The 20,377-nt window shown below is 44.0% G+C and carries 15 protein-coding genes; 5 read left to right on the forward strand and 10 right to left on the reverse strand.

Annotated features, from left to right (window positions below):
* Positions 1–571 precede the first annotated feature (571 nt).
* The 5 genes from I2I13_RS08525 to gldH all read left to right on the forward strand — a co-directional run bounded on the left by I2I13_RS08525 (position 572) and on the right by gldH (position 5,352).
* The gene (locus I2I13_RS08525) at positions 572–1,084 is read left to right on the forward strand and encodes a ferritin-like domain-containing protein (protein ID WP_004299950.1); all 513 of its coding nucleotides are present in this window, start codon (positions 572–574) and stop codon (positions 1,082–1,084) included.
* 187 nt (positions 1,085–1,271) lie between these two features.
* The gene (metF, locus tag I2I13_RS08530; RefSeq protein WP_074558936.1) at positions 1,272–2,225 is read left to right on the forward strand and encodes a methylenetetrahydrofolate reductase [NAD(P)H]; all 954 of its coding nucleotides are present in this window, start codon (positions 1,272–1,274) and stop codon (positions 2,223–2,225) included.
* Between the two features lies 1 nt (position 2,226).
* Complete coding sequence (locus I2I13_RS08535) at positions 2,227–3,351, forward strand: DNA polymerase III subunit delta (protein WP_195649243.1); 1,125 nt, start codon at positions 2,227–2,229, stop codon at positions 3,349–3,351.
* A gap of 14 nt (positions 3,352–3,365) precedes the next feature.
* Entirely contained in the window at positions 3,366–4,901 is a 1,536-nt protein-coding gene (locus I2I13_RS08540) for a regulatory iron-sulfur-containing complex subunit RicT (protein ID WP_195649244.1), read from the forward strand.
* A complete protein-coding gene (gene gldH / locus I2I13_RS08545) occupies positions 4,879–5,352 on the forward strand; it encodes a gliding motility lipoprotein GldH (RefSeq protein ID WP_195649245.1) in 474 nt (157 codons plus the stop codon). The genes I2I13_RS08540 and gldH overlap by 23 nt, the downstream gene beginning before the upstream one ends.
* 10 nt (positions 5,353–5,362) lie before the next feature.
* Here gldH and rodA read toward each other — a convergent pair whose 3' ends face one another.
* From rodA to I2I13_RS08595, 10 genes are all read right to left on the reverse strand, one after another.
* Entirely contained in the window at positions 5,363–6,820 is a 1,458-nt protein-coding gene (gene rodA / locus I2I13_RS08550) for a rod shape-determining protein RodA (RefSeq protein ID WP_148363873.1), read from the reverse strand.
* On the reverse strand, positions 6,801–8,663 hold the full coding sequence (gene mrdA / locus I2I13_RS08555; protein WP_148363874.1) for a penicillin-binding protein 2: 1,863 nt from the start codon (positions 8,661–8,663) through the stop codon (positions 6,801–6,803). Before mrdA ends, rodA begins: the two co-directional genes overlap by 20 nt.
* A 2-nt stretch (positions 8,664–8,665) precedes the next feature.
* Positions 8,666–9,163, reverse strand: a complete 498-nt coding sequence (gene mreD / locus I2I13_RS08560) for a rod shape-determining protein MreD (RefSeq protein WP_195649246.1) — start codon at positions 9,161–9,163, stop codon at positions 8,666–8,668.
* The gene (gene mreC / locus I2I13_RS08565) at positions 9,160–10,005 is read right to left on the reverse strand and encodes a rod shape-determining protein MreC (protein ID WP_122136129.1); all 846 of its coding nucleotides are present in this window, start codon (positions 10,003–10,005) and stop codon (positions 9,160–9,162) included. The genes mreD and mreC overlap by 4 nt, the downstream gene beginning before the upstream one ends.
* 7 nt (positions 10,006–10,012) lie before the next feature.
* Positions 10,013–11,035 (reverse strand): rod shape-determining protein, encoded by a 1,023-nt coding sequence (locus I2I13_RS08570; protein ID WP_004304915.1) that lies wholly within the window; start codon positions 11,033–11,035, stop codon positions 10,013–10,015.
* Positions 11,036–11,124: 89 nt separating this feature from the next.
* Positions 11,125–12,648, reverse strand: coding sequence for a bifunctional phosphoribosylaminoimidazolecarboxamide formyltransferase/IMP cyclohydrolase (gene purH / locus I2I13_RS08575; RefSeq protein WP_074637238.1), 1,524 nt, complete (start codon positions 12,646–12,648; stop codon positions 11,125–11,127).
* 151 nt (positions 12,649–12,799) lie between these two features.
* Positions 12,800–14,836, reverse strand: a complete 2,037-nt coding sequence (locus I2I13_RS08580; protein WP_195649313.1) for a M13 family metallopeptidase — start codon at positions 14,834–14,836, stop codon at positions 12,800–12,802.
* 47 nt (positions 14,837–14,883) lie between these two features.
* A complete protein-coding gene (gene abc-f / locus I2I13_RS08585; protein ID WP_195649247.1) occupies positions 14,884–16,851 on the reverse strand; it encodes a ribosomal protection-like ABC-F family protein in 1,968 nt (655 codons plus the stop codon).
* Between the two features lie 142 nt (positions 16,852–16,993).
* Positions 16,994–17,905: a nucleotidyltransferase gene (locus I2I13_RS08590; RefSeq protein WP_074558949.1), complete on the reverse strand. Its 912-nt coding sequence runs from the start codon at positions 17,903–17,905 to the stop codon at positions 16,994–16,996.
* 128 nt (positions 17,906–18,033) lie between these two features.
* On the reverse strand, positions 18,034–20,376 hold the full coding sequence (locus I2I13_RS08595) for a BamA/TamA family outer membrane protein (RefSeq protein ID WP_195649248.1): 2,343 nt from the start codon (positions 20,374–20,376) through the stop codon (positions 18,034–18,036).
* Between the last annotated feature and the right edge of the window lies 1 nt (position 20,377).

Genomic DNA, 20,377 nt, shown 5'->3' on the forward strand with positions numbered 1-20,377 from the left:
TAATAAGTTAATAATCAATCATATAAATAGAATAAAAACAGGAGTGGGATAGTAAAAAATATAATGCGTCTGCCCTGTATCAGATGTAAACAAATAAGCTAACGATAGTAAACAAATTCGTTCACTGCAGTGAGCTGTTAAAAGACATTAGGGCTTATCAGAAGAATCACGAGGGATAAACATCTATTATATAAGACATTGACGTCTATTGTATAGGAGAGTATAGGATAAAAGCGAATAGACAAGACACTTATTATAAACTGTTTAAGATAGAATCAGGACGAGACAGGGTGAGGGTAAAAAGTTACCCTCACCCTACTACCGCACTTACCCTCACACGTTGTAACCACGATGAATAAAGGGATTGAGCGAAGGTGTGAGGGTGTGAGGGTAAAAGTGATACAAAAATTTAGTTGAAATGAAATATTAAAAGCATCCATGTTCTATTAAAAAAGAAGGAGCTGCACAATGCAATGCATTCTTTCTGTTAAAACCTCCGGGATACTCAAACAAAAAGAACCTCCGTCTGTTACATTAGCGATTTAAACATAGTAACCTAAACTTTAAAATTATGGCTAGAGAAAGTGTAAAAATCCTACAAGGTAAATTAGATGTAGAAAGTTTAATTTCACAGTTGAACGCAGCATTGGCTGAAGAGTGGTTGGCATATTACCAATATTGGGTAGGTGCATTAGTAGTGGAAGGCGCCATGCGTGCCGACGTACAAGGTGAGTTCGAGGAACATGCCGAAGAAGAACGTAGACATGCACAGTTGCTTGCCGACCGTATCATCGAGCTGGAAGGGGTTCCGGTACTTGATCCGAAACAATGGTTCGAACTGGCAAGATGTAAATATGATGCTCCGCAAGGCTTCGATTCAGTCAGTTTGCTAAAGGATAATGTTGCTTCCGAACGCTGTGCCATTCTCCGTTATCAGGAAATTGCCGACTTTACTAACGGGAAAGATTTCACCACTTGTGATATCGCCAAACATATTCTTGCCGAAGAGGAAGAACATGAACAAGATTTACAAGATTATCTGACTGACATTGCCAGAATGAAGAAATCATTTCTCGAAAAGTAAATTCTAATTTAATAATGATTAGGTGAGAGAGGGTGCGTCCGAAATACAGGATATGCCCTCTTTTATGTAATAGTACGATAAAAACCAAACTATTTTCAAACAAATCAAGAAGAAATCTTTCTTTTTTCGTATTTTTGTCCCAATATGCATGTTTAATCCAAGTAGATAACAACATCAACGAAAAGGAATGAAAGTAATTGATTTAATAAATAACAGTAAAGGTACAGCTTTTTCTTTCGAGATTCTCCCTCCTTTGAAGGGAACCGGAATCGAAAAGCTCTATCAGACAATCGACACTCTTCGAGAATTTGATCCGAAATATATCAATATCACCACGCATCGCAGCGAATATGTCTACAAAGATCTCGGCAACGGGCTCTTTCAGAGAAACCGCCTGAGAAGACGTCCGGGAACAGTTGCCGTAGCGGCAGCCATTCAGAATAAATATAATATTACTGTGGTTCCTCATATCCTGTGCAGTGGTTTCACGCGTGAGGAAACCGAATATGTATTGCTGGATTTGCAATTTCTGAATATCACTGATTTGCTGGTACTTCGTGGGGACAAGGCTAAACATGAATCGGTCTTTACTCCCGAAGGAGACGGATATCATCATGCGATTGAATTGCAGGAGCAGATTAATAATTTCAATAAGGGAATCTTCGTTGACGGTTCAGAAATGAAAGTCACCGCCAGTCCTTTCTCGTATGGCGTGGCGTGTTATCCGGAAAAGCATGAAGAATCTCCTAACATAGAGACAGATCTTTACTGGCTGAAAAAGAAGGTAGAAGCTGGTGCAGAGTATGCTGTAACACAATTATTCTACGATAATAAGAAATATTTCGATTTTGTGGAGCAGGCTAAGGCAGCAGGTATCAACATACCTATCATTCCGGGAATCAAGCCTTTCAAGAAAATCTCCCAACTAAGCATGGTCCCCAAAACATTCAAGGTGGATTTGCCGGAAGCTCTGGTGAAAGAAGCATTGAAATGCAAGAATGACGCGGAAGCCGAACAGGTGGGTGTTGAATGGTGCGTGGCTCAATGCAAGGAGTTGATGGAACATGGGGTTCCGAGCATCCATTTCTACTCCATCGGAGCAGTAGACAGTATCAAGGAAGTAGCCAAAATCATTTATTGATATGTTTTTCAGAGACGTAATCGGACAAGAAGAAATCAAGCAACGACTCATTCAGGAAGTGAACGAGGGGCGTATTCCACATGCCCAACTCATTTGCGGTCCCGAGGGAGTTGGTAAAATGCCATTGGCTATCGCATACGCACGCTACATCAGTTGCACCAATCGGGGCGAGGAAGATGCTTGCGGTGTCTGTCCGTCTTGTGTGAAATTCAATAAGCTGGTACATCCGGATGTGCATTTCGTATTCCCCATCGTGAAAAGTGCGAAAGGCAAGAAAGAAGTGTGCGATGATTATATTGCCGATTGGCGGCCATTCGTTATCAACCATCCTTATTTCAACCTCAACCATTGGTTAAGTGAAATGGACGCAGAGAACTCTCAAGCGCTGATTTATGCCAAAGAGAGCGATGAGATCCTGAAGAAGCTCAGTCTGAAATCCAGTGAGGGTGGATTCAAGATTACGATTGTATGGTTGCCGGAGAAAATGCACCCGGTATGCGCCAATAAGTTGTTGAAACTGCTTGAGGAGCCACCCGAAAAGACGATTTTTCTATTGGTTTCCGAAGCTCCGGACATGATCCTGCCTACCATCTTGAGCCGTACTCAACGTATGAATGTGCGAAAAATTGACGAAGCCAGCATCGACCGGGTATTGCAGAGTAAATATCATGTTCAGCCTGCGGATAGCATCTCGATTGCCCATCTGGCAAACGGAAATTTCGTCAAGGCACTCGAAACGATTCATCTGAATGAGGAGAATCAGTTATTCTTCGAGCTCTTTGTCAACCTGATGCGCTTATCCTATCAACGGAAAATAAAGGAGATGAAGATGTGGAGTGAACAGGTGGCCAGCATGGGACGCGAACGCCAGAAAAACTTTCTGGAATATTGCCAACGTATGATCCGCGAAAACTTTATCTTCAACCTGCACCAGCGCGATCTGACGTATATGACTATTAACGAACAGAATTTTGCAACCCGCTTTGCACCTTTTGTCAACGAACGTAATGTGATGGGTATCATGGACGAATTAAGCGAAGCGCAACTACATATAGAACAAAATGTAAATGCTAAAATGGTATTTTTCGACTTCTCACTGAAGATGATCGTACTGTTGAAGCAATAATAAATATATAACTTATGGAATATAAACTTCATAATGGGAGCGGTGGCCTTTGCTGCAAAGGATGTTCCCGACAAGATAAAAAACTGAATACCTACGACTGGCTGGCTGACATACCGGGCAATGCGGAGGAGAGTGACATGGTAGAAGTGCAATTCAAGAATACCCGGAAGGGATATTTTCGGAACAGCAACAAGATCAAACTGGAAAAAGGAGATATAGTTGCCGTAGAAGCTGCTCCGGGCCATGACATCGGAGTAGTTACATTAACCGGCCGGCTTGTTCCCCTGCAAATGAAGAAAGCAAACTTCAAGGCAGATACGGAAATCAAACGTGTTTACCGGAAAGCCAAACCAGTGGATATGGAGAAGTTCAACGAAGCCAAAGCCAAAGAACACGCTACCATGATCCGCGCACGCCAAATTGCATTGAACCTCAATCTGGATATGAAAATCGGTGACGTGGAGTATCAGGGAGATGGTAATAAGGCTATCTTCTACTACATCGCCGATGAACGGGTAGACTTCCGTCAGTTAATCAAAGTATTGGCCGAAGCTTTCCGTGTACGTATCGAGATGAAACAAATCGGTGCCCGTCAGGAAGCCGGACGTATCGGCGGAATTGGCCCTTGCGGACGCGAACTGTGTTGTGCCACATGGATGACAAGTTTTGTGTCTGTGTCTACCAGTGCCGCCCGTTTTCAGGACATCTCACTAAATCCGCAAAAACTTGCCGGACAGTGTGCTAAACTGAAATGTTGCCTGAACTATGAGGTAGACTGTTATGTAGAAGCGCAAAAACGACTTCCTTCGAGAGAGATAGAGTTGGAAACAAAAGATGGTACTTTCTATTTCTTCAAAGCAGATATTCTAAGCAATCAGGTTTCTTACTCTACGGATAAGAACTTCCCCGCCAATCTGGTTACAATCAGCGGCAAACGCGCTTTTGAAGTCATCTCCATGAATAAAAAAGGGATGAAACCGGACAGCTTGATCGAAGAAGAAAAGAAACCGGAACCGAAGAAACCGGTTGACTTACTGGAACAGGAAAGCGTTACCCGCTTTGACCGTAGCCGGAATAATAAAGATGGCGGCAATAACGCTAACCGGAACAATAAAAAGAAGAAGAAAGGAAACAATAACAATAATAACGGTAACCGCCCGCAACAACAAACGGAAGGTGGAAATCGTCCGCAACAACCTCAACGGGAGAATGAAAACCGCCCGCAGCCGTCAGAAAACGGCAACAGAGGGGAAAGGGACAATCGACCGAGAAATAACAATAACAACCGGAACAGAGGACAGAACCAGGGACGGAATAACGAAAACAGACGTCCGGAAAGGGGACAGAACCAAGAACGCCCACAAGGACAAGAGCGCCCCAGTCAAGAACGTCCGCAAGGTCAGGAACGCCCGCAACAACAAGACCGCCAACGGGAGCAGCAAGGACAGGAACGTCAAGAACGTCGTCCTAATCTGGAGCGTCCTTCCAAACCGGAAAGAAATCAGAATCAGGAGAAACTGCCAAATAATGAAAAGTCTACTCAAGAATAGTTTATTTATTCTATTCAGTGCTTGCTTACTGACAGCCTGCAATGATAATACGGTGTATCACTCCTATCAATCCCTCCCTGACGAGGGATGGGAAAAGAGTGATACACTCTCTTTTCAAATATCCATAACCGACAGTATTCCCACTACCCTCCGGCTTTTTGCAGAAGTCCGCAACAGAATAGAGTATCCTTATCATGACCTCCACTTATTTATCAGTCAGAATCTACAGGATTCTACGGTATGGCGCACTGACACAATCGCTTTCAGCTTGGCTGATTCTGAAGGAAAATGGACTGGACATGGATGGGGAAGCATTTACCAATCGGAAACTTTTTTTAAATCTCTCCTCCCCTTGCATTCCGGCAACTATACTATCAAAGTGATAAACGGAATGAAAGATGAAAAACTACAAGGATTGAGCGATATAGGCATCCGCATTGAAAAACAGTAAAAGGTAAAAGTTAAAGCCTTCTGCCACGGCCTGCATCAATCCGCAGGAAAATAAACAGCAATATCGTAAATCCCCATAAAGAAGAGCCTCCATAACTAAAGAAAGGTAATGGAATACCAATAACCGGAGTCAAGCCCAGCACCATACCGACATTGATAAACAAGTGGAAAAGGAAAATACTGACGACCGAATATCCATAAACCCGGCCAAAATTCGAAGTCTGCCGTTCGGACAAGAAGATTAATCGCAAAATCAAAATAAGGAATGCCAACAGGACAGCAGCCGAACCAACAAAACCTTGCTCTTCACCTACTGTACAGAAGATAAAGTCGGTATCCTGTTCAGGCACATACTTTAACTTCGTTTGCGTACCATTCAGGAACCCTTTTCCTGTTAATCCACCGGAACCGATGGCAATCTTAGATTGATTCACATTATATCCGGCACCGGTCAAATCTTCTTCCAAACCAAGCACTACTTTAATACGGACTTGCTGATGGGGTTCCAGCACATTGTCAAATACATAATTACTAGAATACAGGAACCCGACAGAACCGATTGCAAACAGAGCAATCAGGAAATAAGTACGTTGCCGCTCACTTAATGCCAGATAAATCAGATAGCCTATCATTACAGCACAAAGCCCCCATTGCACCCAAACCAGACTAAAGTGCACCCAATATTCCGATATTAAATAGGTAATCAGCAATATGATCAAACTTCCACCAATGATATTGCGGGTAGCAGCCCATTTCTTGCGATATACCCATACCATGCCACCGGCAAATAATAAAATCAACAGCAATACGATAAATTCTCCCAGCGGCGTAGGAGTATCGGCAATAAATACTTCATCAAAACGGATGCCGACCACAAAGTAGATTACCGCGCATACGCCTGCAAAGAGCACTACCCCCGGCATTCCTTCACGATAAAGAACCAGAAAAAAGGCGAGATAAACCAATGCAGAACCCGTCTCCCGCTGACCGATAATCAATAACATCGGAAGCAGAATGATAAATCCCAGGATAAAGGCACACTTTTCTTTTTTGATGCTGAATGAATAAGAGTTCATGTATTTGGCCAAAGCCAAGGCTGTGGCAAACTTGGCAAATTCGGCAGGTTGCAAGCTAACCGGCCCCATCACCAGCCAAGAGCGTGACCCCTTTGTGTCCGGCGCTATGAAGATGGTAACGATGAGCAAGAGAATCATTCCTACATATATAATGTACGCGAACATATCATACATACGGTCTTCCAGCATCAACAACACAAATCCGAGCCCGAAGGAACAGATAATCCACACAAACTGTTTACCGGCACGGGTCGAAAAATCCAGGAAGTCACGTTCACCATAGTCGTAACTGGCTCCGCAAACGCTGAACCATCCACCAACAATCAGGAGCAGGTAAATAAAAATCGTTACCCAGTCCAGTGATTTCCACAAACTATCGTTCCTCGTTACCATACAATATCACTCTGTTACTAATTTCTTCCGCTCTTAATTCATTTTCCGGTGATAACTTCCCGTTTATATATTGTTCCATCATCAACGCACCAACAGGCACTCCATAAGTAGCTCCCCACCCACCGTTCTCCACATAGACGGCAATAGCTATCTTGGGTTTATTCATAGGTGCAAAACCCATAAATACCGAGTGGTCGTGCCCACGATTCTGTGCAGTACCTGTTTTACCACAGGCCTCCAGCCCCGGAACCATTACGGACAGCATACGGCAGGTACCACCGGTGGCTGCGCCACGCATCCCTTCTACTACTGATTCATAATGCCTCTTCTCAATAGTGGTATAACGCGGTACACGATAGATGCTATCCAACTGGTTATCCTGGATTTCCTTTACAATATGCGGTGTCACGAAATATCCTCTATTGGCAATCGTCGCCCCCAAGTTAGCAATCTGAAGAGGAGTGGACAGAATTTCTCCCTGTCCGATAGAAATACTGATTACGGTTAATCCGTTCCAATGTCCGCGATAAGCTTTATCGTAGAACTGTGCATTCGGAATCAAACCACGTTTTTCTCCCGGCAAATCGACTCCCAGTTTGTAGCCGAATCCCTGCGAAACCATGTGATCTTTCCAGACCGTTATGGCATTTTGCGGTGAACCGTATTTACGATCGCCGAACATACGAAACAGTCCCCAACAGAAATAGGAGTTGCACGAAGTGGCAATGGCAGGAATCAGAGGCAAGGGAGAACCATGAGCGTGGCAACCTACTGTCAATCTTCCGTAATGGAATCCATGCGAGCAAGGGAATGCCGGACTTTGTTCGGTAATAATTCCTTCTTGCAAGAAGGTCAGTCCCTGCGCTGTTTTAAAAGTAGATCCCGGAGGATACACTCCCATCAAGGCACGATTCAGAAGTGGTTTCGTCATATCACGTTGCAAAGCCAGATGATTCTTTCCACGCTGACGGCCAATCATCAAGTGCGGATCGTAATTGGGAGAGGATACCAGACAAAGGATTTCCCCGGTTTCCGGTTCGATAGCTACAACACTTCCGATTTTATTCTTTAATAAACGCTCGCCCAGCATCTGCAAGTCAATATCCAGGCTCAATGTCAGATTCTTACCGGGAACGGAAGGACGGTCATATTCGCCATCCATATAATGCCCCTGGATACGGCCATGTGCATCACGAAGCAGAATTTCAATTCCTTTCTCGCCACGAAGATATTTTTCATACGATTTTTCAACTCCCAGTTTGCCGACATAGTCACCACGAATGTAGTATCCTTCTTCATCAGCCTCCATTTCTTTTGCGGAGACTTCTCCAATATCTCCTAAAGCATGAGCGGCAGCGTTGTAGGTATACTGGCGAATGGTACGCCGTTGAATATAAAAGCCACGGAACTTAAATAGTTTTTCCTGAAAGACACCACATTCCTCTGCCGAAAGTTGCGACATAAACAACTGGTTGGTATAGCGGGAATATCCCGGATTACGGCGACGGTCTTTCATGTCGCTCATAATTTTCAGGAACTGCGAACGGGTGATATTCAGCGATTGGCATAAATCGAGGGTATCGAGATTCTCGACTTCCTTCGGCACAATTGTTATGTCATAGGCCGGCTGGTTGAATACCAGCAATTTGCCGGTCCGGTCGTAAATAGCACCGCGTGAAGGATACTGAATTTTATTCAGAAAAGCGTTACTGTCAGCATTCTTTTTGTAGTCATCAGTCATGATCTGCAATACAAAAAGACGTATCAGATAAATCAGAACAATGGAGAGAGCAATACCTCCGATTACAAATTTGCGCTTCTCTAAGATATAATCTTTTGCCATCGTTACCTCTTAATCCCTTCTATAGCTATGATACAGGTTACAGTCAGAACAGTGCAAAGGAGCACTCGCAACAATAACAGCCAAATGCTGGTGAATGAGAAGAACTCGATGGAGAGTAATGCCAGACTGTGCACAAAAACACTTGCAGTAGTATATTTTAGAAAAGGACTGATTCCCATCGTCTTGAAAGAGGGAATGAGGCTGTCCGGATTATCACGGGGCATGAACAGACGAAGCAAAGAGGGCCGGAGAAAAGCAAGCAACACGGCAGCCGCTGCATTCATTCCCGGAGTATCGGAAAAAATATCAATGGTCAGTCCGAAGAAGAAAGCCCACAGCATCAGTTCATTGCGGGAAGTGCCGGAGCTGAACTTCAGAATAAAGTAGATATAGAGAAAAGGAGTTGCGTATCCGGCAATATGCACATTATTCAGAATCAGTACCTGAAGAAGCACCAAGCCGATAAACCATCCGATTCTATGTATATAAGTAATTATCATTCTTGCGTCACCTTGTTTTCAAGTTTCTTCTGTTCTTCCTGTCCCGTCCGGGCTATCACGCGAACATCACTCAACTTACCGAAATCAGTAGCCAGCTTAATCTTCAACAGATAGGAAAGTCCGTCATTAGAATCGGACATATCATCCACCGTTCCCACCATGACACCTTCCGGAAAGACAGTCGAGAAACCGCTGGTGACGACCGTATCTCCCAAATTAAACTCTGCATGACGAGGCAGGTCTTTCAGATAAGCATAGCGCGAATCTCCATGTTCCCACTTCAGGTAGCCGAAGTAATCGCTACCGACAATCTTACAACTGATATTCGACTTGCTGTTCAGTACCGAAATCACCACCGAATAAGAAGGGGATGTTTCATAAACAATCCCTACAATTCCATTACCGTCCACGACTCCCATTTCGGAGCGAATGCCGGAAGAAGAGCCTTTATCAAGTGTGATATAATTATCAACGAGATTCAAGCTGTTCTTTATCACATGAGCCTTGAACAGCTCATAATCCGTTTGCGACACCTGCCGAATACTTTTGATAGTCAGAGAATCAAGCTGACGCTCTCTCAATGCTTTCTCCAGATTAGTAATCTGTTGTTCGAGCACCATGTTCCGGTCCATCAGGTCTTCATTGACCGATTTCAGATGAAAATAAGAGGAAACTCCTCCCGAAACTTCATAAACTGCCCCCACAACCGTATTGGCAGAAGTGAAGAATGCACTCTGCTGATAACGGTTGAACCGAAATAACAAAACAAAACTGGCTACCTCCAATACGATGAAGAGGAACCAGTAATTGTATTTCAGAAGGAAGTTTAATAAATTCCTCATTCCCGGTTTATCTCATTAAGAAAGAGAAACGGTCTACGTTCTTTAATGCCACACCTGTACCTTTGGCGACTGCGTGCAAAGGATCTTCCGCAATATGGAAAGGAATGTTGATCTTGTCGGTCAAACGCTTATCCAGTCCACGAAGCAATGCACCACCTCCGGAGAGATAGATACCATTGTGCACAATATCAGCATACAGTTCAGGAGGCGTATTTTCCAATGCACTCAAGATAGCAGTTTCAATCTTTGAAATAGATTTCTCCAGACAGTGAGCTACTTCCTGATAGCATACAGGCACTTCCATTGGAAGAGCTGTGATACGGTTCGGACCATGAACGATATAATCTTCCGGAGCATCTTCACCCAGTTCGGTTAAAGCAGCACCCACATTGATCTTGATACGTTCTGCCATACGCTCGCTGACTTTCACATTGTGCTGACGGCTCATGTATTCGCGAATATCTTCTGTCAGGTCATCACCGGCAGTACGAATGGAGTTGTTGGAAACGATACCTCCCAAAGAGATAACGGCAATTTCCGTAGAACCACCACCTATATCGACAATCATGTTTCCTTCCGGAGCTTCTACGTCGATGCCGATACCGATTGCCGCAGCCATCGGTTCAAAAATCAAATAGACATCACGGCCACCGGCATGTTCCGCAGAGTCGCGAACAGCACGGAGTTCGACTTCCGTACTTCCCGAAGGAACGCCAATCACCATGCGAAGAGAAGGTGAAAACAAATGGTTGCGAGTATTCACCTGCTTTATCAAACCGCGCATCATCTGCTCGCAAGCATAAAAGTCGGCAATCACTCCATCTCTCAACGGACGGATAGTACGTATGTTTTCGTGGGTTTTTTCATGCATCAACTTCGCCTTTTCCCCCACGGCAATCATCTTTTCTGTACGGCGATCCAAAGCAACGACTGACGGCTCATCCACCACGATTTTCCCATTCGTGATGATAATGGTATTGGCTGTGCCCAAGTCCATTGCGATCTCTTGTGTAAAAGAAAATAATCCCATTCTTGAATAATTTATTAAAGTGGAGTATTAAGTTTAAGTATTATAACTGTGCAGTGCAAGTTAACACTAAAAACTTAATACTTATTTTTTTAGTGTTTAAAATGACGGATACCGGTAGTCACCATCGCCATACCATGCTCATTGCAATAAGCAAAGGATAAATCGTCTTTTACCGAACCTCCCGGTTGGATAACAGCCGTAATACCTTCTTTATCTGCGATTTCCACACAGTCGGGGAACGGGAAGAAAGCATCGGAAGCCATCACTGCACCATTCAGATCAAAACCGAATGATTTGGCCTTTTCAATTGCTTGCTTCAATGCGTCTACACGCGAAGTCTGTCCTACACCGCTTGCAAGAAGTTGCTTATCTTTTGCCAATACGATGGCATTAGACTTGCTGTTCTTTACAATTTTATTGGCAAACAACATATCTTCTACTTCTTCCGGAGTAGGAGCTTTGTCTGTCACGGTTTTCAGGTCAGCTACCGTTTCAATATTAGTATCTTTATCCTGCACCAATACGCCATTCAGTAAAGCACGGAATTGCTTTTTAGGCAATTTGGCTTCTTTACGAACGAGGATGATGCGGTTCTTTTTTTGTCCCAGGATTTCGAGTGCATCCACATCATAATCCGGTGCGATAATCACTTCGAAGAAAATCTTGTTGATTTCTTCCGCTGCTTCTTTGTCAATGACGCCATTCGTAATCAATACACCTCCGAAAGCAGAAACCGGATCACCGGCCAATGCGTCTTTCCAAGCATCCAGAACAGTAGTGCGGGAAGCCAGCCCACAAGCATTGTTATGTTTCAGGATAGCGAAAGTGAGGTCGTCGAATTCGTCAATCAGGTCAACGGCAGCATTGATATCGAGAAGATTGTTATAAGAGATTTCTTTTCCGTGAATCTGGTCGAACATCGCTTCCAGATTTCCGTAGAAATAACCTTTCTGATGTGGGTTCTCACCGTAACGAAGTTGCTTCTGGCTATTTACCGAGCAACGGAAAGCAGAGCCTTCGCCGGCATCGAAATAGTTGAAAATAGCCGAATCGTAATGAGAAGAAACGGCAAATGCTTCTTTTGCCATCCAACGGCGTTCTTCGAGTGAAGAAGTAGCACCGTGCTCCATCAACATATCCAGCAATGGTTTGTATTGAGCTTGAGAAGCCACAATGATTACATCGTTGTAGTTCTTGGCTGCGGCACGAATCAGAGAGATTCCGCCTATATCGATTTTTTCAATAATATCTGCTTCAGATGCACCGGAAGCTACCGTAGCTTCAAACGGATACAAATCAACAATCACCAGATCTATCTCGGGGATTTCATACTTCTCAATCTGTTGCATATCCTGCTCCAAGCCGCGACGGCAAAGGATACCTCCGAATATTTTCGGATGTAATGTCTTTACTCTACCACCGAGAATAGAAGGATAAGTGGTCAAATCTTCCACTGCCTTGCAAGGATATCCCAATGATTCAATAAACTGACGAGTTCCGCCTGTCGACAAAAACTCTACTCCCTCTTCATGAAGTTTGGTAATAATTTCGTCCAAACCTTCTTTATGGTATACAGATACCAATGCAGTTTTTATTTTTTTAGACTCTGACATTGAATTGCTTATTAAGTATTTGGTGTGCAAAGTTACGAAATATTGTTTATCGTACGTAATAAATAAGGTGTGAATTAATAAAAAAAAGCGTTGACCCTCCTCAATGGAAAATCAACGCCTCTTCGCATATGTATTCTCTATTCAAAATCTATTACCAGATAGACACTCGTTTATCCTTAGGTACAAACATCGGATCCTGCTCGGTAATTTTGAATGCTTCATACCAATTTTCGATATGAGGAAGAGCACCGTCCACACGCCATTTTCCTAATGAGTGAGGATCGAGTTTAGTTAACCGGAGAATTTCTTCAGGACGGATATTTCCTGCCCACACATTAGCATAAGCAAGAAAGAAACGTTGTTCCGGAGTAAATCCGTCAACAATTTCCAATGGTGCAGCTTCTGTTGCTTTCTTGAAAGCCTGGAAAGAAACCTGCAAACCTCCGTGGTCGGCGATGTTCTCTCCCAATGTCAGGCTACCGTTTCCGTGTACGCCCGGAGCCACTTCAATGCTGTCAAAGAAGTTCACCATTACTTGGGCACGTTCTTCGAACTTTTTAGCATCTTCTTCCGTCCACCAGTCTTTCAGGTTTCCGTCTTTGTCATATTGACGTCCCTGATCGTCAAATCCATGAGTCATCTCATGGCCGATGACCACGCCAATTGCACCGTAGTTCATAGCATCGTCCGCATTCATATCGAAGAACGGAGGTTGCAGGATGGCTGCCGGGAAGCAGATTTCATTGGTAGTCGGGTTATAATAAGCGTTCACAGTCTGGGGAGTCATCAACCATTCATCCTTGTCTACCGGTTTGCCGGCTTTAGCAATCATTTCGTTGTAATCCCATTGGTTCGCACGTTCAATATTTGCCCAGTAAGAATCATTTTTGATCTCCAGTGCAGAGTAATCTTTCCATTTATCAGGATAACCGATTTTTACATGGAAGGTAGCCAGTTTCTCCAACGCTTTTTCTTTGGTCGGTTCGCTCATCCATTCCAAACCTTTGATGCGTTCACCCAAAGAAGTTTGCAGGTTCTTCACCAGTGTAACCATGCGTTCTTTAGCAGCAGCAGGGAAGTACTTTTCCACGTAAATTTGTCCTACCACTTCGCCAAGCACACCGTCTACGGTGCTCACAGAACGTTTCCAACGAGGTTGCATTTCTTTCTTGCCGGACATTGTTCTGCTGTAGAAATCGAAATTCTGTGCTTCAAAATCATCGCTTAAATAAGAAGCGGCAGCATCTATCAATCCCCATTGGAGATACAGTTTTTGATCGTCCAGCGATACGGTGTTAATCACATCGGCTACTTCCTTCATGGCAGCAGGCTGACCGATGTTCACTTCCTTCAGATCTTTCAAACCGGAAACGGTGAAATAAGTATCCCAGTCGAAAGTCGGGAAGTTCTTTTTCAACGTTGCCATGTCCATCTTGTTATAATTAGCATGAGGATCACGCAATTCCACTTGTGAACGAGCTGCTTTCGCCAGACGGGTTTCAATGTCCATCACTGCTTTTACCGCTTTCTGTGCAGTAGCGTCATCATAACCTGCCAACTGGAACATCTTGGCGATGTGTTCCTGATATTTGTTACGGATATTTTTAGTCTGCTCGTCATCTTCCAGATAATAGTCACGTTGTCCCATTCCGATACCTCCCTGATAGGTTTGTACGATATTCATGGAACTGTTCATATCGTCTGCACTTACGAACATGGTGAAGTAAGGACGGATGCCTTTCTTCTGGCTTTCGGCGATATATGCATAGATTTCTCCTTTATCCTTGAGAGCGTCAATGGCTGCCAGTTCCGCTTTGATCGGAGCTACACCTTCCTGATTCAGTTTCACGCTATCCATTGCGATATTATAAAGATCGCCTACTTTCTGGGCAGCACTGCCCGGTGCGTTATCTTTCTTTGCAGCCAATTCGGCAATCAACGCTTTCAGTTGCTCACGGCTGTTTTCGCGCAACATATCGAATGTACCGAAACGTGAATACTCGTCTGTCAGCGGATGATCTTTCACCCAACCTCCACAGGCATATTGATAAAAACTTGTACCCGGCACAGCCGTGGTATCCAGATTAGCAAGGTCGATACCGGACGTCAGCACGGCCTCTTTCTTACTGTTACATCCTGTTGTCATAAGGCATACGGCAAGAATTGGTAAATACTTGGTTACTTTCATACTCATATAATATGTTATAGAATTATCATGCTATTGGAAAGGAAGTTCTAGCCTTTCACTTCTTTCACTTCTTCCAGTTCCATCGAAACTCGCTCCCACTCTTCAACAATAGTATCCAACTGCTGTTTCAGTTTCTGATGCTGCTCATACAGTTTCATATCCGAAGCTCCTTCGGGAGTGGCCATTTTCACTTCTATAATGGCTATGGCCGATTCGGTTTCTTCGATCGAGGTTTCGCAATCCGCAACTTGGCGCTCGAGTTTCTTCACTTTCTTATTCAGTTCTTTTTGAGCTTCATAAGAGAGTTTGTTTTCCGAAGGTTGTGCGGCTTCCTGTTCATTATTTCCTTTGGCAGATGCCGTAGGAGAAGTGGATAAGCCTGCCCCTTTCTGAAGTTCGTTCAAGCTATCTATCTTTTTCTTTTGCAGAAATTCATAGATACCGCCGAGGTGTTCTTTTACCAGTCCGCCACCGAACTCATATACTTTAGTCGCAAGTCCATCCAAAAAATCACGGTCGTGGCTGACAAGAACTACGGTTCCGTCAAATTCGCGGATCGCTTCTTTCAATACGTCTTTCGAACGCATATCCAAATGATTGGTCGGTTCGTCCAGAATCAGGAAGTTGACGGGTTCCAGAAGAAGTTTAATCATTGCCAATCGGGTACGTTCTCCACCGGAGAGGACTTTCACTTTTTTGTCCGAGGCTTCGCCTCCAAACATGAAAGCTCCCAGTATATCACGTATTTTCAGACGGATATCGCCTGTAGCTACCCGGTCGATCGTATCGAATACAGTCAGGTTCTCATCCAGCATTTGCGCCTGATTCTGCGCAAAATAGCCGATTTGTACATTATGACCGATGGTGAGCTTACCATCAAAGTCAATCTCTCCCATGATACACTTTACCAATGTAGATTTACCCTCTCCATTCTTACCGACGAAAGCTACTTTCTCTCCCCGGTTGATAGTGAGGTTTACATCATGGAAAACAACATGGCTGCCATACGCTTTGCGTACATCTTCGCAAATCACAGGATAGTTTCCGCTACGGCTGGCAGGAGGAAACTTCAAACGAAGCGAGGAGTTATCTTCTTCATCTATTTCAATGCGGTCTATTTTATCCAGCTGTTTGATACGGCTCTGCACCTGTACGGCTTTGGTAGCTTTATAGCGGAAGCGTTCGATGAAGTCTTCCGTATCCTGTATCTGTTTCTGCTGGTTTTCGTATGCACGAAGCTGTTGTTCGCGACGTTCTTTACGCAAGACTACAAATTCATCATATTTCACTTTGTAGTCATAGATCTGGCCACAAGTGATTTCGATGGTACGGGTCGTTACATTATTGAGGAAAGCACGGTCGTGGCTGACCAATACGACTGCATTGGCACGTGTAGCCAGAAAGTTTTCCAGCCATTGGATACTTTCAATATCGAGGTGATTGGTCGGTTCATCGAGCAAGAGTACATCCGGGCGACGTAAAAGCAATTTTGCCAATTCGATACGCATACGCCATCCGCCGGAGAATTCCGAAGTAGAACGTTCGAAGTCCTCCCGGCTGAATCCCAGTCCGAGCAGAGTCCGTTCGATTTCCGCCTGATAGTTTGTACCACCCATCATCAGGAAGCGGTCATTTTCATGCGTGAAACGGTCTATCAACTGATGGTATTCTTCCGAATCGTAGTCTGTCCGTTCGGCCAGTTCCTGATTCATCCGTTCCAACCTCGCCTGAAGTTCAAAAATATGTTCGAATGCCAGTTCCGCCTCTCCCATCACCGTCCGGTTGTCGGAAAGAATCATGACCTGCGGCAAATATCCGATGGTTACATCTTTCGGAGTGGCTACAATGCCATGTGTCGGCGACTGCAAGCCGGCTAATATTTTCAGCATGGTTGATTTGCCGGCACCATTCTTGCCGACCAACGCAATGCGATCTTTCTTATTAATTACATAGCTGACGTCCTCAAAAAGCGGCGTCGCATTAAATTCTACTGATAATCCTTCTACTGAAATCACTTCTGCTTCTGATTTATAACATTTTGGACTGCAAAGATACTGAATATTTATTAGATACAGCTTAGTATTATACGTTATGAAAAACAAAAAAGCAGTCATTCTGATTGAATGACTGCCCTCTATCTTTACCTATGTATCTTCTTTAGAACAACTTAGCAGGATATTCGCCGGCATCTACCAATGCCTGAATCTTGTCTACTACGCTCTGACGATCTTCCGGATAAGTAACACCAAACCATTTGCTGGTAGTATCCAATACTTCAACAGTAGCAGTTCCGTCATTAATCAATTTATCCACCATCAATGGGATGAAGAATTCGCTCTTCAGGTTTTCCATGTTCTTCGGATCACTAAGGAAAGTCTTGAAAAATTCCTGGCTGTAAGCGAAGTAATCAGGAGTGAAGCCCCAGAAGTTCATACTTACCGGAGTCGTGTCAGGAGTAGCAGTCCATTCGCCATCATCACCGATATATTTCACTTCACCGTCAAGACGTTGAATCTTCGTACGTTCTACTACAGATGTCAACAATCCTTTAGCATCTGTGCTACAGATACCACGAGATACCGTACCGCTTTCGCTCAAGGTATTTCCTACACGGAAACCTACCATTGAATAAACGTTCTCTGAATTTTCAGGAAGAGCTGAAAGGAATTTACCCATTACCTGGAAAGAATCGCGACCATAAAAGTCATCGCAGTTGATTACTGCAAACGGTTCTTTAATCACATCAGCACCCATCATTACTGCATGGTTTGTACCCCATGGTTTTGTACGGTCTGCCGGACAAGTAAAGCCTTCCGGAAGATCGTTGATAGACTGAAATACCAGTTCGCAAGGGATGTGACCTTCGTATTTGGAAATAATTTTATCACGGAAATCTTGCTCAAAATCTTTGCGGATTACAAATACAAGCTTACCAAATCCGGCATTGATAGCATCATAGATAGAGTAATCCATAATAGTTTCGCCATTAGGACCCAATCCGTCTAATTGCTTCAAGCCTCCATAACGGCTACCCATACCGGCTGCCAATAAGAATAAAGTTGGTTTCATAAATTGTGTAATATTAAAAGGTTAGTGATGTCAACGGCATCAGATTTCGTTGCAAAATTACAAAAATAGTTGAATCCAACAGGACAAATATCAATCATTATTTACCAAAATCGTACAAAAATCATTCATTAGAAGGGATAACCGATAGCAAAATGTATTCCCAGATTCTTCATAAAGCTTCCTGTGACATTGTAATATCCGCTTCTTTCGGTATCGTAAGGCAAATGCAAAGGTATACCGAAGTCGAGACGGAACACCAGAATATCCATATCATACCGAATACCGACACCAGTACCCAAGGCGATTTGTTTCGGGAAAGTTTTCAGTTCGAGCTGTGAGTCCGGACGAGCCTCATCTTTACGCATCAACCAGACATTTCCGGCATCTAGGAAAGTAGCTCCCCAGATACTCTTAAAGATACGGAAACGATATTCTACATTTGCCTCGAAACGGAAAGTACCCGTCTGATCGAGGTAGGAATAGCGGCTTTCCGACGGATGGTAGCCACCCGGTCCGATGCTACGCACCGTGAAGGCACGAATACTGTTGGCACCGCCTACATAGAATTGTTCGCTGTAAGGGGCTATCGTTGCATTACCGTAAGAGAAGAGAGCACCCAAGGCCACACGGGAGGCAATCTTATTATTCTTGTCCATATTCCATAAATGGCGGAACTCCGTATTCAGCTTTACAAACTGTGCGAAAGGTACGTTGAGCAAACGCTTATCCTCTTTGTTGAAAGGCTGACCGAAAGCACGGTAAATCAAGGAGGTCAAGTTTCCGGCAGAAGTAATGGTGGACTGCCACCAAATCGGATTCTTTATACCGCGTGCGGAAGCGTTATCATACGTATAAGTATATTCCATGGCAGGAATAAACTGGTCTTTCAAACTGATATATAAGGCCGGATTAGCTTCGGCTATTGCGATAAATTCGTCCGATTGATGTTGCAGGACATTGAATGTCAACTTGAAAGGGGTAATACTATGTCGGCTTGTACGTGTCGGCTGGAAATCGTAGGTAGCATTTCCACCGAAGGATAGCAGTTTGTAATATCTGGCGCGGTTCAACTGGTCGACGTACAGGCGGAAAGTCGTTGTTGCCGGAAAGTCGAACTCCCGTTTTCCCAAATGCGGGAAAACCACCCGTGGGAAAGTCAAAGAAGTAGAAACTCCCATCTCCCAGCTATTCATCAGAGAACTCTTCTCTCCTCCTCCGGTTTGCCACTCATAAGAACCTTTCAGCTTTACATTCCAGCTTTCTCCACCTCCGAACACATTGTTCCGGGTGACGCCGAATGAGGCTCCCGGACCGGTCTGGTCGTTACTTTTGGTTACGACATTCAATTCCAGCTCGGCATCCAGCGGCTTGGCAAAAGTAGCTTGCATGGTTACGTTCAATGTATCACAAACGGCTGTCGTATCTTTCGGAGCATATTGCAAATCCAGATAACTGAAGATTCCCAACTGGCTAAGTTTCTCCTGCACCTGCTCCTGTCGATACTGACTGTAAAGCCGGGTGCGGTTGGAAGCACGCATCTGTGTATTCCGCACAAATTGCTGATAGTTCAACCACCGATAAAGCATATTCGGACGAACCTGCAATTTCTTATAGAAATGAATATTCAGATTCTTGTACATCATGCTATCATTCGGCATTTCTCCATTTTTCCCAAATAAATAGACGGAAGCATCTCCTACATAGTAAGGACGCTGCGCAGCAGCAGGCAATCCCGACACAGGAATCAGACGAAGACTGATGTGTCCTCCGGGCACTAAAGTTGTATCTGCCTGATAAGTCATATAGTCGGGACGGAAATAAAAATATCCCCGGTTACGTAACAGCGTACTGATACGGGTACGTTCTTCATCCAGATCGACCACGTTAAACTGCTCACCGGGATTTATATAGGACATCCGGCGCCCCCGTTCCATAATACGTAAAGTCTGGGGTGTGAAACGCTGATAATAGACCGTATCAATAAAATAAGGATTCTTCATGTCAACCGTATAAAGAATGCTTGCTTTCAGGCTGTCTTTCTTATCCACCAAGGTTTCATAAGTCACTTTCCCATTAAAATAGCCATAATCACGGAGCAAGTTAGTAGCCACCTTGATACGCACTTCCGGATTGACAGTGGAAATAAATACCGGAGGGTTGGCAGCCAGGCGGTTGAACATCCACTTTCCAAATCCCTTTTTATATTTCACAAAGTCATTATACATCCACATTTTAAAAGGAATAGGCAGAAGGCCTCCTAACATCTTTGTACTGGGAGTTTTGTCAAGAGCCGCATCAATCTCTGTTAAGGCCGTCTCTCCTACCGGTGTTGCCGACTTATTCTCTACTACCGTTTTTCCTCCTGTATAGAGTACCTCCCCTTCAGGCAGGTGTTTTGTCACCGAACAGCCCGAAAACAAAATGATACCAATCAGACAACTTGCTAATATGTTATTATATATCCCTTTCATG

Source organism: Bacteroides sp. D55t1_190419_B8, from assembly GCF_015558905.1.
GTDB lineage: Bacteria > Bacteroidota > Bacteroidia > Bacteroidales > Bacteroidaceae > Bacteroides > Bacteroides vicugnae.